The organism is Campylobacter sp. RM5063, from assembly GCF_024723655.1.
Lineage (GTDB): Bacteria > Campylobacterota > Campylobacteria > Campylobacterales > Campylobacteraceae > Campylobacter_D > Campylobacter_D lari_D.
On the sequence record NZ_JANQDA010000001.1, the window covers coordinates 36556 to 50253 of the forward strand.

Here is a 13698-nt window from a genome sequence, read left to right on the forward strand (position 1 = left end):
TACCTACATATTTATGAAATTTTTTAATAATACTTCACCCGCTTCGCCGCTTCTTTCAGGATGAAACTGCACACCATAAAAATTGTCTTTATTTAAACTTGCACTAAATTTGGTAGAGTACTCACACTCTGCGATGGTGTATTCATTTAAACTCACACAATAACTATGCACAAAATAAAAATAAGCTCCATCTAAGCCTTTAAAAAGCTCATGAGAGCTAAAGACTTGATTCCACCCCATATGCGGGAAAGTAAAATTTGCTTTTTCTTGGAATTTTTGTGTTTCAAAAGACATAATACCAAGTGTTTTTTGGTGTAATTCTTCTGAAAATTTACCCAAAATTTGCATACCAAGACAAATGCCTAAAAGTGGTTTTGTGGTAGTTTGGATAAAATTTTCTAAATTAAGTGCTTGTAGATTAGCCATTGCTTTAGCTGCTGTGCCAACCCCAGGAAGTAAAAGCTTATCTGCTTGTGAGAGTTCTTTTAAATCATGCGTGATAATACTTTTTTGTCCTAAACGCTCGAGTGCAAAAGCAAGTGAAGCTAAGTTCGCACAACCTGTATCTATAATAGCTAGTTTCATATCACTCCTTTAGAGCTTGCTAGGTTTTCATTTTCTATTTTTATAGCCATTTTTAAAGCTCTTGCAAAGGCTTTAAAAAGTCCTTCGGCTTTGTGATGATCGTTTTTACCTTTAACTTTTAAATGCAAACTCGCACCCATAGCATAGCTTAGTGAGTAGAAAAAATGCTCTATCATTTCTGTGCTTAATTCTCCAAGTTTTTCTTTTTTAAACTTAGCCTTATAAACTAAATGTGGCCTATTGCAAAAGTCAATCGCACAACTTGCCAAGCACTCATCCATAGGCAAAACAAAGCCATATCTTGCAATGCCTATTTTTTGATCTAGTGCGCTTTTAATAGCCTCACCCAAAGCAAGTGCAACATCTTCTACGCTGTGATGTTCATCAACTTCTAAATCTCCTTTGCATTTTATCTCTAAAGATATATTTGCATGCGTAGCAATTTGCTCTAACATATGATCAAAAAATGCGATATTTGTTTTTATATTAGCTTTTGCTTTTTCATTAAAAGCCATTTTAACTTGAATTTGGGTTTCTTTAGTATTACGCTCTATACAGGCACTGCGGTAATTTTGCAAAATAAAATCAGCAATTTGCTCCCAATTAAAGTCGTTTTTGTCATATTTTAAACCTTGAATTCCAAGATTTTGCGCCAAAAGCATATCGCTATCTCTATCGCCTATAACAAAACTTTTGGTTTTATCATAAAGTTTGTTTTTGATGTAGTTTTCAAGCATGGCAGTTTTTGGCTTCCTGCAGGCGCAATTTTCATGCTCAAAATGCGGACATATAAAAATATCTTCAAATTCTATGCCACAACTTTGAAAAACACTTAGCATTTTTTCATGAGCCTTGTCAAAATTTTCCCTAGGAAAAGAATTTGTGCCTAGACCATCTTGATTACTTACCATAACAAATTTAAAACCAAAATTTTTTAACTTTAAAAGCGCATTGATAACACCTTTTTCAAACTCAAGTTTTTCTAAAGAATCGATTTGAAAATCATCTTTTGGCTCATCAATGAGTGTACCATCTCTATCGATAAATAAAATTTTTGCACTCATTTTAGACTTTCTAATCTTAAACTCACGGCATTTTTATGCCCATCAAGTCCTTCAGCTGCTGCTAAAATTTCCACCACAGGACCAAGCTTTTTAAAGCCTTCTTTGCTAAGTTCTTGTACAGTCATTCTTTTCATAAAATCAGCAAGCCCTAGTGAAGAATAAGACTTGGTAAAACCATAAGTTGGCAATACATGATTTGTTCCACTTGCATAATCTCCCATGGATTCTGGAGAATACTCACCTAAAAATACCGAACCTGCATGCATAATATCATCAAGCAAGCTAGATGGATTTTGTGTATGAATGATCAAATGCTCGGGTGCATAGTCATTTGAAATACTTATGGCATGTTTTATATCTTTTGCAAGAATGATTTTAGAGTGTGCTAAAGATTTTGAAGCAATTTCTTTACGCGAGAGTTTTTCAAGCTGTAAAGCAACTTCATTATCTACTTCTTTAGCTAATTTTTCACTTGTGCAAACTAAAATCGCTTGAGAATCTGCTCCATGTTCAGCTTGCGAGAGTAAATCTGAAGCTATAAATTTAGCATTAGCAAACTCATCTGCTAAAACTAACACTTCAGAAGGCCCTGCTTGCATATCAATAGCTACTCCATGATTATTAACTTGCTTTTTGGCTTCAGTTACAAAAGCATTTCCTGGGCCAAAAATTTTATCTACTTTTTGCACACTTTGCGTTCCATAAGCAAGCGCTGCTATAGCTCCTGCTCCACCTATTTGATACACTGCATCAACTTCGCAAAGTTTTGCCACAAAAGCAATGGCAGGATGTAATGGCGCTGGGGAAGCTAAGGCTATGAATTTACATTTTGCAATTTTAGCAGGGATAGCTAGCATAAGTGCGGTTGAAAAAAGTGGTGCTAAGCCTCCTGGTATATAAAGCCCTACTTTTTCAATGGCTCTTGTTAGCACCTTGCAAATTACCCCTTCAAAGGTTTGAACCTCTATGGTTTGACTTTCTTGAGCTTTGTGGAATTTATAGATATTTTCATAAGCTATTTTAATAGCTTGTTTTAACTCATCATCAATTTGCTCTGCTAAATTACTAAGCTCTTCATCGCTTAGTTTGATGGAATTTAACTCTACTTTATCAAATTTTATAGCCATTTGTTTTAAAGCTTCATCGCCATTTGTTTTGACATCTTCAATGATTTGTTCTACTATGGTTTTAACCTGCGCATTAGCACTCATAGCAGGACGCTTAAGTGCTAATTCTTGTTCGTTTTGGTTTAATTTTTCAAAATCAAGTATTTGCATTTTTATCCTTTAAGAGAGCATTTTTTCAATAGGTAAAACTAAAATCGCACTTGCACCTTCTTTTTTCAAAGCTTCCATAGTTTCCCAAAATAAATTTTCTTGACTTACCATATGTAATGCCACTCTAGCTTTATCATTTTCTAAAGGTAAAATCGTAGGTTTTTCAACACCTGGTAACAAGGCTGTGATTTTTTCTAGCTTTTCAATAGGAGCATGCAACATGATGTATTTTGACTCTCTTGCTTGCATAACTCCATGAATTCTAATGAGTAATTTATCGATTAACTCTTGTTTGTGTGAAGCTAAACTTTCTTTTCTTTGGATAATGCAAGCTTTTGACTTATAAATTACCATAACTTCTTTAAGTCCGTTTGCTTTTAAAGTAGCTCCACTTGAAACTAAATCACAAATTCCATCAGCTAAATTTGCACTTGGTGCTACTTCAACTGAGCCTGTTAACATACAAGTTTTATAGGAGATATTATTTTCTTCCATAAAACGCTTTAAAAGCTGTGGATAAGAAGTTGCTATGCGTAAATTTTTAAAACTTTCTATACCTTTATACTCACTATTTTCTGGTAATGCTAAAGACAAGCGGCACCCACCAAAATCAAGTTTTTTAAGCATTATAAAATCTGCATTTTCGTTTTTTGATTTTCTTTCTAACTCATTTTCTTCTAAAACATTTTCTCCAACTATGCCAAGATCTACTACTCCATCAAAAATTAACCCTGGTATATCATCATCTCTTACTCTAAGTAAATCAATAGGTAAATTTGTAGAAAAAGCAATTAAACTTTGATCGTGTATGCGAAGTTTTACGCCTATGGACTCAAGCAAGGCAATAGAATCTTTACTCAAACGACCTGATTTTTGTATAGCTATGCGTAATCTTGAATTTTCTTGCATTTTTTTCCTTTTTTGTAGTTAAAAAAATTAATAGTAGCAAAAAATGGATAAAAATACAAAAAATAGTAAGTAAATAAATAAAAATAAGAAGTTTTTAGCCTTTAAAAGGCTAAAAATTAAGCTACGAATTCGATGAAAGCCATTTCTGCAGCATCGCCACGGCGGATTCTTGTTTTGATAATTCTTGTATAACCACCATTTCTATCTGCGAATTTAGGTGCAATTTCTGTTACAAGTTTATTTGTAGCTTCTTTATCTTGCAAGCTAGCAAAAACTGCTCTGTGAGCATTGAAATCACCTTTTCTTGCACGAGTGATCAATCTTTCAACATAACCTCTTAATTCTTTTGCTTTAGGTAATGTTGTTTCTATTTTACCTGCTTTAATAATAGCAATGGTAAGGTTTTTTAATAAGGCTGCACGATGAGTAGAAGTGCGACCTAACTTTCTATATCCATGTCTATGTCTCATTGATTATCCTTCATTTTGTGCTTTTAATTCTGTAATTTTTTTCTTTAGCGTTTCTTTTGCACTATCACTGAGTTTTGAATTTCCTATAGGGAAACCTATAGATTCCATTACACTTTTAATCTCATCTAAAGATTTTTTACCAAGATTTTTTAAATCTGCAAGTTCGCTAACACTCATTAAAGCAAGTTCACCAATATAAACTACATTTGCTTTTTCTAAGCAGTTAAAACTTCTTGCACTTAAATTTAACTCAGTTATATTTTGAAGTAATTTTACATGTTCTACTTCATTATTTGGTGTTTGACTTCTTACAACGCTTTGTGCATTAGTGATTTTATCAAACACTGATAATTGTTTATACATTGCTTCTAAAGCATTTTTAAAAGCATCACTTGGTGAAATTTGACCATCAGTTGTGATTGTAAAAACAACTTTTTCATAATCTGGATTATCTTCAAAAAGCACTTTTTCTATATCATAAACCGCATGTTTTACCGGAGTAAAGAATGCATCAAGTGCTATAAATTCAGGATCTAAGAAATTTTGAATTTCTTCAGAAGGCACATAACCTATACCTTTTTCAATGATTAAAGTAAATTCTAAATCTGCATCTTCATTAATCGTTGCAAGATAGCTATCTGCATTCACAACTTCAACAACTTCATTGTCTAAGTCTTTTCCGCAAATTTCTTTTGGTCCTTTAAAACTAAAAGTTACGATTTCTTTTTCAGAATCTGTTTTTAGTTTAAATCTTAATTTTTTTAGATTGATAATAAACAATGCTACATCTTCAAGCATACCACGCATACTATCAAATTCATGTGCTACGCCTTTGATTTTAACTCCTGTTGGAGCAAAACCTACTGTGCTTGAATAAAGCAAACGACGCAAAGGATGCGCCAAAGTAATAGCATAACCAATTTCAAAAGGCCATGCACTTACTTTTGCTACTGTATCACTGATATTTTCAATACTAAACTCTGTTGGTGTATAAGCAGAAGTTGTAATATGTCTCATATCAAAAACCTTTATTATTTAGAGTACAACTCAACGATATATCTTTCCTCAACTGGAATGATAACTTCTTCTCTTTCAGGTTTTCTTGTAAAAATTCCAAATCTTTTATCTTTTTCTACATCAACCCAAGCAACTATACCAGTTTGAGCAGTAAGTTCGATCGCTCTTGAAATTTGAGGATTGTTTTTGCTTTTTTCAATCACTTCAACTTTTTGACCTGCTTCTACTCTATAACTAGGAATATCTACTCTTTTACCATTTACTAAAATGTGTCCATGAGTTACAAGTTGTCTAGCAAAACGGCGTGTTGTAGCAAAACCCATTCTATAAACAACATTATCAAGTCTTTGTTCTAAAAGCTGGATCAAAAGCGCACCGGTATTACCATCTTTTCTAGCAGCTTCACTAAATAATCTTCTAAATTGTTTTTCACTAACACCATACATAAATTTAGCTTTTTGTTTTTCTCTTAATTGAAGTCCATATTCACTAATTTTAGCTTTTCTTTGTCCATGCTGACCTGGTGCGTAAGGGCGTTTATCTAAAGCACTTTTACCTGCTAATCTTCTTTCGCCTTTCATTGCCAAGCTTACGCCAAGTCGTCTTTCTAATTTTTCTACTGGTCCTCTATATCTTGCCATTATAATTCTCCTAAATCTTATATCTTATTCTTAGACACGACGACGTTTTGGTGGTCTACAACCATTATGAGCTAATGGGGTAATATCTTTTAAGAAAGTTACTTTGATACCTTCCATAGCACCTACACTTTTAACTGCTGTTTCACGACCACTTCCTGGCCCTTGTACTTTAATGCCTACTTCTTTAATACCATGTTCTTTTGCTTTATTTAAAGCATCTTCTACTGCTTGTTGTGCCGCATAAGGAGTTGATTTTTTAGAACCTTTAAATCCTAAACCACCTGCACTACTCCATGCAATAGCATTTCCCATTTCATCAGTTACAGTAACCATAGTATTATTAAATGTTGCACTGATATAAACTATACCTTTAGCTATATTTTTTTTAACTATTTTTTTCTTAACAACTTTTCTTTTTGCCATTTTCTATCCTTATGATTTTGCACCAACGGTTTTTCTCTTACCTTTTCTAGTTCTGGCATTTGTTTTTGTTTTTTGACCACGAACCGGTAAGCCTTTTCTATGTCTTAAGCCTCTAAAGCTTCCTAGATCCATTAATGCTTTGATATCCATAGCAACTTGTTTTCTAAGATCACCCTCAACCATATAGTTTTCTTGAATTTCTTTACGGATAGCCGCTGCTTCGTCCTCACTTAACTCATGAACTCTTTTATCATAAGAAATTCCGGTTTTATCTAAGATTTTTCTTGAAGTATGCAAACCTATACCATAAATATAAGTCAAACCATATTCAATTCTTTTTTTCTTTGGTAAATCTACACCTGCAATACGAGCCATAAATTATCCTTGTCTTTGTTTGTGTTTTGGATTTTCGCAAATAATGCGAACTACGCCTTTACGACGAACTACTTTGCATTTGTCACACATCTTTTTAACAGATGGTCTAACTTTCATGCTTTACTCCTGTTATTGTAAATTCCACTTTTTTACAACTGCACCAGGTTTTTAGAGCAACCAACTATTTTCAAAATAAGTGGTGATTTTGAAAATACTTCTTCATACAGTTTTATTGCAATTTCTGCAAAAGTGCTAATTATACTTTACTTTTGCTTTTAAACAACTTAGACTTATTTGTATCTAAATGTAATACGACCCTTATCAAGACTATAAGGCGTTAGCTCTACTTTAACTCTATCGCCAGGCATAATTCTAATATAATGCATACGCATTTTACCTGCAATATGACAAAGTATCACATGTTTATTATCTAATTCAACTTTAAAAGTCGCATTAGGTAAAGCTTCGATTACATTACCATCGATTTCGATAATATCATCTTTTGCCAATATTTCTCTCCTTTCTATAAAATACAAAGCTATTATTTTATCACAATTTTTCTTTTTAAATTTTTAATATTTTTTTACAAACTATAATATTTTTACTATAATTACAAAATTACTACAAAAAGAAAGTATTTATAGATGTCAAAAACTTTAAAAAGAGGTGATTTTAAAACTCTTTCCTTATCTTCTTTGGGTGGAGCTTTAGAATTTTATGATTTTGTTATTTTTGTATTTTTTGCTAATTATATTTCAAGAAATTTTTTTCCTAGTGATTTAAGTGATTTTTGGAAACTTTTAAACACTTATGGGGCTTTCGCAGCAGGATATTTAGCTAGACCAATCGGTGGTATAATTATGGCACATTTTGGAGATAAAATGGGTCGCAAAAAGATGTTTATGTTTAGTATATTACTCATGGTGCTTCCAACTTTCTCTCTAGCTTTTATACCTACTTTTGAAACTATAGGATATTTTGCTCCTATTTTTTTACTACTTGTTAGAATAGCTCAAGGTATAGCTATAGGCGGAGAACTCCCTGGTGCTTGGGTATTTGTAAAAGAACATGCACCCGATGGAAGAGATAGTTTTTATATTAGCGCTATTAATGCTTCTATGGCTTTTGGAATTCTTTTAGGTTGTATTGTTGCCTTAGCGATTAATCATTACTTTGATCAAGAAGCAATTTATGAATATGCTTGGCGTATTCCATTTGCTATAGGTGGATTTTTTGGTATCATTTCTATATATCTTAGAAAATTTTTAGAAGAAACACCTGTTTTTCAAAAAATGCGACAAGAAAATGATTTAGAAAAATTTCCTTTAAAAACACTTTTTAAAGAAAAAAATATTTATTTAGACATCATTGCTTCTATGCTTTTAACTTGGATGCTCACAGCTTGCGTGATAATACTTATTTTACTTATGCCTAATTTTATATCAGAAGTTTTGATTCTTGATAAAACAGATGCGATTTTAATCCAAATGTTTGCAATAGTGATTTTATCTTGTGGAACTTTACTTGCTGGAATTTGGGTTGGTAAATTTGGTTTTTTAGCTACCGCTTTAATTTTTACCATAGGATTTAGTTTATCGTGCTTTTTTTATTTTTATTTTTTCTATGCTCAAATTTTGCATTTGAGTATATATTTTTATTTTATAGCGTGTTTTTTTGGTGGTATTAATGCTTTAGCACCTATTTTAATGTGTAAAATTTTTAAGCCAAGTATTCGTTTTAGTGGAATTTCTTTTTCTTATAATATAGCTTATGCAATAGCGGGTGGTTTCACTCCTCAACTTGTATTTGCATTACATTCTTTGGCTATAAAACCTGAAAATCCTTTCGTGTATGGAATTTTTATTTATATTTTGTTTTTATCCCTGATAACACTGATAACTACCATATTTACTTATAAGAGGTTAAGATTTTAATGTTATAATTAAAAAAAATTATTAATTAAAAATTTATAAAATTAAAGGAAAATGATTATGAAAATTTTTATTGTTTTAATACTTTCTTTGTTGCCACTTTTAGCATTTGAAATGATTACACCTATACCAGAAAACATTCCTTATAATAAAGAAAAAGCTATTTTAGGAAAAAAACTCTATATGGATACAAGTTTATCAAAAGATAAAAAAGTATCTTGCAATAGTTGTCATGATATTGCAAATTTTGGAGTAGATAATAAAACTTTTTCAACAGGTATTAATGGCATAATAGATGAGCCATTCCATACCCCTACAAATTTTAATGCCGTTTTTAGCCTAGCACAATTTTGGAGAGGCAATGCAAAAGATTTACAAGAACAAGCCAAACATCCTTTGTTAAACCCTAAAGAAATGGGGTTAAAAGATGCAGATGAAGTGGTGCAAATAGTAAAAACTAACGCAATTTATGAAAAAGAATTTAAAAGACTTTACGGAGAAGTTACCTTTGATAATATAGCAGATGCTTTAGCTGAATTTCAAAAAACCTTACTTACGCCAAATTCCCCATTTGACCGCTACTTAAAGGGAGATAAAAATGCTATAAGCGAACAAGCAAAAAGAGGCTATAATGCCTTTTTATCAAATGGTTGTATAGCGTGCCATCAAGGACAAAATATAGGTGGAAATATGTATCAAAAAATGGGGGTATTTGTTCCTTATGATAATGGAACAAATTGGAAAGGACGCTATGAGATCACTCAAGATCCTCACGATCAATTTGTAGTAAAAGTGCCAAGTCTTAGAAACATAGCCAAAACTGCTCCTTATTTTCATGATGGTTCTATGCCAACACTTGATGCTTGCGTACAATTTATGGCGTATTATCAGCTTGGTAAATTTTTAGAGCAAGATGTAGTTGATGATATAGTTGCATTTTTAAATTCTTTAACAGGAGAATACCATGATCCACTCAAATAAAAAAACTTTCTCTTTTTTAAAACAATTCATCACTTTATCCATAGTGGTTTTGGTATTGCTTTTAACTTTGACTTTATTTATTTTTAATACTTACAATACCACCAAAAGAAATTCACTTATTATGGATTCTTTTCAAAAATTAGAAATTCTAGATACTAAAATAGATGAAATTTTTAAAAATAAACTAAATCTACAAAACTATGACATCAGCGTCAAACTAGTAAAAGATTTTGAAAATACTTTAGCTATTTTAAAAGCCAATGAAATAGATATTAAAAAGCTAGAAGCAATTTTTCAGAAAAAAAATACGCAACTACAACATTTTAAATCAGCCAATTCTATTGCTATAAATTCAAAGCTTTATCTTTATGAAATTCAACAAGAAATTATCAAACAAACAAATCAATTAGCACTCACTACTCAAGAGGCTAAACAAATAGAATATATAGGAAATATTTTAAGCATTATAGGAACTATGGATATATTAGAACCTTTAGCACAAAATAGATTACAAAATCTTGTCACAAATTTAAACGCAAAAGATTCTCAATTACCACAAGAGTTATTTGAGCTTTTTAATACACATTGTAAGATGATATTAAGTCAAATTAAAATATTAAAAGACAATTCTCAAAGTTTTCTTGATCAAGAACTGCAAAAACAAATTCTAGCACACCAAAATTTAATTGCTAAAAATATCAATCTACAAAATAAATATAATCTTTATACAGCTATAGGAATTTTCCTATTTACCTTAGTTGTATTGATTTTTTTCATACTTTTAACATTAAAAAAAGTAATCATACCTATATCTTTACTTGAAAAACTAAGTGCAAATCTAGCAGGAGAACATGCGAATTTAAGTGCAAGATTAGACATTGATAAAAAAAGTGAATTAGCTACAAGTGCTAACTATATTAATTCTTTCATACAGATAGTGCAAAATTCAGTTTTAGAAGCCATACAAACTGCAAATTCAAGCCACAAAAGCTCACAAAAACTTTCCCAAAATGCTGAAATTTTACAGCAAAGTTCACTTTTACAGCATGAGCAAATTTCTAATGTCCATGAAATAAGTTCTGTTTTAGAAAGTCATATAGACTTAACTCAAAATCTAGCTAAAAATACTATAAAAGATATGCATGATATGCAAGAAGTTATGGGAGAAGTTGAAAAAACACTTAAAGAGTTAGTAGAGCTTATATTACTAAGTGGAGAAAAAGAACAAAGTGTTTTAAGTGCTATGGATATACTAGTACAAAGTGCTGATAGTATTGTAGAAGTTACAGCAGCTATCAAAGATATAGCCGATCAAACTAACTTACTAGCTTTAAATGCAGCTATTGAAGCAGCTCGTGCAGGAGAACATGGTAGAGGCTTTGCTGTTGTTGCCGATGAAGTTAGAAACTTAGCTGATAAAACTACAAAATCTTTAGTCGCTATAGAAACTACTGTAAGAACTATAGTACAACAAATTAATGACAACAAAAGCTTGATGGATGGAATTCATCAATCCATGAGTGATACTTCTAACAAAGCTAATATCTTACAAGGTGAAGTCGGTGCTTCTATAGAAAAATTAAAAACAAGTATCCATTCTACTAAAATTATGGAAGAAAAAAGCGATAAGTCAAAAGCTAAAATGAATGAGTTAGAACAAAATGTAGAAAAAGTGACTGAACTTGCAAATTGTGTTAAAAACTATTCACTCGAGCTAACACAAATTTCACAAGATGTTTTAGAAAATGCTTCTAAACTTTCAGAAAAACTAAAAACATTTGAGTAAGAAAGTTTAAACTTTCTTACTTAGATAAAATATCTGCTTTGCCATTTATAATTGCAACACAATGCTCATAATGAGCAGCATTTAATCCATCTTTGCTTCCTGCTTCCCAATTACCTTTTAAATGTATTGGTGTGCCATCTTTTTGACATACCATAGGCTCTATGCAAAATACCATGCCATTTTTGATTTTAGGTCCACTTTTTGCACTAGCACCTGGTTCTAAATAATTTGGAATTTCAGGCTCACCGTGTGGCTTTTTACCTATACCATGACCACAATAACCTTTCAAAGGTACAAATCCTCTTTTAGCAATAAACTCGCCAAGCTCATAAGAAAGTTCTTTAAAACGCATACCTTCTTTGATAATATCTATAGCATAATACAAAGCATCTTTAGCACAAGCAATCAAAGCCTCATCAGTGGCTGAAATTTGACCTATAGGTATAGTCCTTGCTGCATCTCCATAATATCCATCTATGCAAGTACCCACATCAAGCCCTAAAATATCGCCTTCTTTTAAAATACGCTCATCCCCTACACCATGAATGCAAGCTTGATTAAGCGAGATACAAATACTGCCTGGAAAACCATATAAGCCTTTAAAAGATGGTTTTGCACCATGATCAAGTATAAATTCTTCTGCTTTGATGTCAATTTCTTTTAAACTCATACCTGGAACTATAATGCCCTCTAGATAGTCAAGCGTTCTAGCTACAAGTTCATTTGCCTTGCGTAGTTTTTCTATTTCTGCTGGTTTTTTGATTTCTATCATTTATATTTTCCTTAAAATTTTTAAAAATTTAGCATTTATGCGCTTTTAAAAGCTTTAAGGAAAAACCTTAAGTTTTAAAACTTAAGGTTTTAACATACACTTGTAAGATTAGTAGCTAGGCCACCTAAAGAAGTTTCTTTGTATTTTGAATTCATGTCTTTGCCGGTTTCATACATAGTTTTTATAACCTCATCAAGACTTACTTTTGGAGTTGATTTTCTACTCATTGCCATTCTAGCAGCTGAAATTGCTTTAATCGCTCCAAAGGCATTTCTTTCTATACAAGGAATTTGCACTAAACCACTTACTGGATCACAAGTTAAACCTAAATGATGCTCCATTGCAATTTCAGCAGCATTACAAGCTATCTTTGCATCAAAACCCATTACAGTAGCCATAGCTCCTGCTGCCATAGAACTTGCACTACCAATTTCAGCTTGACAGCCAGCTTCAGCACCACTTATACTTGCATTTTTCTTATAAAAAGAGCCTATTAACATAGCAGTAAGTAAAAAATTAATGGCTTTTTCATCGTTAAAACCAATAGTATGATTTTTAAGATAAAGCATTACAGCAGGCACAACAGCACATGCACCATTAGTTGGTGCAGTTACCACTCTAGCTCCACTTGCATTTTCCTCTGCAATAGCAATAGCATATAAAGAAATAAAATCAATAATTCCCAAAGGATCACTTGTCATAGCCAAACGCTCATTAAGTCCTTTGGCGCGGCGTTTTAAATGTAAATTCCCTGGAAGAAAATCTGAGCTTGGATGAATACCATTATAATAAACTTCTTGCATTACTTCCCAAATTTCTAAACAATAAACTCTAATTTCTTCTTTAGTGTGAAATTGAAGCTCATATTCATAAGAGAGTTTTGCTAGATCCCATGAATTTTCTTCGCAAATTCTTAAAGCATCGCTTGCATTATTAATATCAAGTTCTAATTTAGTATGTTTTTGCTCACAAGCTCCGTCTTTGTGTTTTTGAAGTTCAGCTTCACTCATAACAAAACCACCACCTACTGAATAATAAATTTCTTCAGCAATGATTTCTCCATTTTCATTATAAGCACTTATTTTCAATCCATTTTCATGCAAAGGTAAAAAGTCTTTTTCAAAAATCAAATCTTTATCATAATCAAAATTTAATTCTTTTTGAGCATCTAAAACCAAAATTTTATCTTGCAAAATTTTATTAAACACACGATCTTGCAAAGCAACATTTAATTCTTTTGCTCTTAAGCCACTCAACCCCCATATAATAGCTTTATCACTTAAATGGCCTTTACCAGTAAGCGATAAAGAGCCATAAAGTTTGATTTGAATTTTTGTAATTTGTGTGATTTTATCTTTGATTTTTTCACAAAACATATTCCCTGCTAGCATTGGTCCTAAAGTATGAGAAGATGAAGGACCAACACCAACTTTAAATATACTTAAATTACTACTCATTCATCAGCAC

16 protein-coding genes and 1 pseudogene are annotated in these 13698 nt (G+C 31.8%); 4 read left to right on the forward strand and 13 right to left on the reverse strand.

Features of this window, described 5'->3' with window-relative positions:
- Window positions 1-3: 3 nt before the first annotated feature.
- The 11 genes from hisH to infA form a co-directional block, all read right to left on the reverse strand.
- Window positions 4-585 (reverse strand): imidazole glycerol phosphate synthase subunit HisH, encoded by a 582-nt coding sequence (gene hisH, locus CAMP5063_RS00210; protein ID WP_263671432.1) that lies wholly within the window; start codon window positions 583-585, stop codon window positions 4-6.
- The gene (gene hisB, locus CAMP5063_RS00215) at window positions 582-1649 is read right to left on the reverse strand and encodes a bifunctional histidinol-phosphatase/imidazoleglycerol-phosphate dehydratase HisB (protein ID WP_337194590.1); all 1068 of its coding nucleotides are present in this window, start codon (window positions 1647-1649) and stop codon (window positions 582-584) included. Before hisB ends, hisH begins: the two co-directional genes overlap by 4 nt.
- Window positions 1646-2926 carry a histidinol dehydrogenase gene (hisD, locus tag CAMP5063_RS00220; protein ID WP_337194591.1) on the reverse strand — a complete coding sequence of 427 codons (1281 nt, stop codon included), beginning with the start codon at window positions 2924-2926 and terminating at the stop codon, window positions 1646-1648. The genes hisB and hisD overlap by 4 nt, the downstream gene beginning before the upstream one ends.
- A gap of 9 nt (window positions 2927-2935) precedes the next feature.
- Complete coding sequence (gene hisG, locus CAMP5063_RS00225; protein WP_337194592.1) at window positions 2936-3835, reverse strand: ATP phosphoribosyltransferase; 900 nt, start codon at window positions 3833-3835, stop codon at window positions 2936-2938.
- A gap of 116 nt (window positions 3836-3951) precedes the next feature.
- Window positions 3952-4305 (reverse strand): 50S ribosomal protein L17, encoded by a 354-nt coding sequence (gene rplQ / locus CAMP5063_RS00230; protein ID WP_012660847.1) that lies wholly within the window; start codon window positions 4303-4305, stop codon window positions 3952-3954.
- Between the two features lie 3 nt (window positions 4306-4308).
- Complete coding sequence (locus CAMP5063_RS00235; protein ID WP_039627711.1) at window positions 4309-5322, reverse strand: DNA-directed RNA polymerase subunit alpha; 1014 nt, start codon at window positions 5320-5322, stop codon at window positions 4309-4311.
- Window positions 5323-5336: 14 nt separating this feature from the next.
- A complete protein-coding gene (gene rpsD, locus CAMP5063_RS00240) occupies window positions 5337-5963 on the reverse strand; it encodes a 30S ribosomal protein S4 (protein WP_263659172.1) in 627 nt (208 codons plus the stop codon).
- Window positions 5964-5993: 30 nt separating this feature from the next.
- On the reverse strand, window positions 5994-6386 hold the full coding sequence (rpsK, locus tag CAMP5063_RS00245) for a 30S ribosomal protein S11 (protein ID WP_133319145.1): 393 nt from the start codon (window positions 6384-6386) through the stop codon (window positions 5994-5996).
- Between the two features lie 9 nt (window positions 6387-6395).
- Window positions 6396-6761 carry a 30S ribosomal protein S13 gene (rpsM, locus tag CAMP5063_RS00250; protein ID WP_012660843.1) on the reverse strand — a complete coding sequence of 122 codons (366 nt, stop codon included), beginning with the start codon at window positions 6759-6761 and terminating at the stop codon, window positions 6396-6398.
- 3 nt (window positions 6762-6764) lie between these two features.
- A complete protein-coding gene (gene rpmJ, locus CAMP5063_RS00255) occupies window positions 6765-6878 on the reverse strand; it encodes a 50S ribosomal protein L36 (RefSeq protein ID WP_002781429.1) in 114 nt (37 codons plus the stop codon).
- 173 nt (window positions 6879-7051) lie between these two features.
- The gene (gene infA / locus CAMP5063_RS00260) at window positions 7052-7270 is read right to left on the reverse strand and encodes a translation initiation factor IF-1 (RefSeq protein WP_012660842.1); all 219 of its coding nucleotides are present in this window, start codon (window positions 7268-7270) and stop codon (window positions 7052-7054) included.
- 135 nt (window positions 7271-7405) lie between these two features.
- Between infA and CAMP5063_RS00265 the strand changes: the two genes are divergently transcribed.
- The 4 genes and pseudogenes from CAMP5063_RS00265 to CAMP5063_RS08490 all read left to right on the forward strand — a co-directional run bounded on the left by CAMP5063_RS00265 (window position 7406) and on the right by CAMP5063_RS08490 (window position 11459).
- Window positions 7406-8695, forward strand: a complete 1290-nt coding sequence (locus CAMP5063_RS00265) for an MFS transporter (RefSeq protein WP_337194593.1) — start codon at window positions 7406-7408, stop codon at window positions 8693-8695.
- A gap of 54 nt (window positions 8696-8749) precedes the next feature.
- Window positions 8750-9673: a cytochrome-c peroxidase gene (locus CAMP5063_RS00270; protein ID WP_337194629.1), complete on the forward strand. Its 924-nt coding sequence runs from the start codon at window positions 8750-8752 to the stop codon at window positions 9671-9673.
- Window positions 9657-10331, forward strand: a pseudogene (locus CAMP5063_RS08485) (DAHL domain-containing protein); the annotation flags it as partial. The gene CAMP5063_RS00270 and the pseudogene CAMP5063_RS08485, both read left to right, overlap by 17 nt.
- A gap of 501 nt (window positions 10332-10832) precedes the next feature.
- On the forward strand, window positions 10833-11459 hold the full coding sequence (locus tag CAMP5063_RS08490; RefSeq protein WP_442863203.1) for a methyl-accepting chemotaxis protein: 627 nt from the start codon (window positions 10833-10835) through the stop codon (window positions 11457-11459).
- Window positions 11460-11475: 16 nt separating this feature from the next.
- Here the strand turns inward: CAMP5063_RS08490 and map are convergent, their stop codons facing one another.
- Both map and CAMP5063_RS00285 read right to left on the reverse strand, forming a co-directional pair.
- Window positions 11476-12231, reverse strand: a complete 756-nt coding sequence (gene map / locus CAMP5063_RS00280) for a type I methionyl aminopeptidase (protein WP_263664496.1) — start codon at window positions 12229-12231, stop codon at window positions 11476-11478.
- A gap of 89 nt (window positions 12232-12320) precedes the next feature.
- Entirely contained in the window at window positions 12321-13688 is a 1368-nt protein-coding gene (locus CAMP5063_RS00285; protein WP_337194595.1) for an L-serine ammonia-lyase, read from the reverse strand.
- Window positions 13689-13698: the final 10 nt, after the last annotated feature.